We start from the raw sequence: 313 nt of genomic DNA on the forward strand, positions 1-313 counted from the left end.
CGGATCACCGAACACTTATACGTGGTCCAACGCGCCGATCGCCACCGGTGCGTCCGATATTGTCGTAGTGGGCGTCGCGCGGGAAAGCAGTTTCGGATCCACGACAACCAGCGTGGTGGTTGATTCCACAATGGCCACACAATGGGCCCCAGGCGCTATTGGTCTTCCTTTCTCAATTTGGGGTTACATCGAATTTTACTATTGTCAGCCTGGCGCACTGGCCACGGCAGACATCATTCTCAGTGCCAGTGCACCCGCTACAGGCGCAAACCTCTTTGTGTGGGTTGTCAGCGGCACCACGGCAACGCCGCTC

Annotated in this window: 1 protein-coding gene; it reads left to right on the plus strand. The window is 57.5% G+C overall.

Features of this window, described 5'->3' with window-relative positions:
* Window positions 1-313: hypothetical protein (locus P9272_RS36160; RefSeq protein WP_278164982.1), on the plus strand; the 313-nt coding region annotated here is incomplete at both ends.

Origin of the sequence: Mesorhizobium sp. WSM4976 (assembly GCF_029625685.1) — a bacterium.
In the GTDB taxonomy this organism is placed as follows: Bacteria; Pseudomonadota; Alphaproteobacteria; order Rhizobiales; family Rhizobiaceae; genus Mesorhizobium.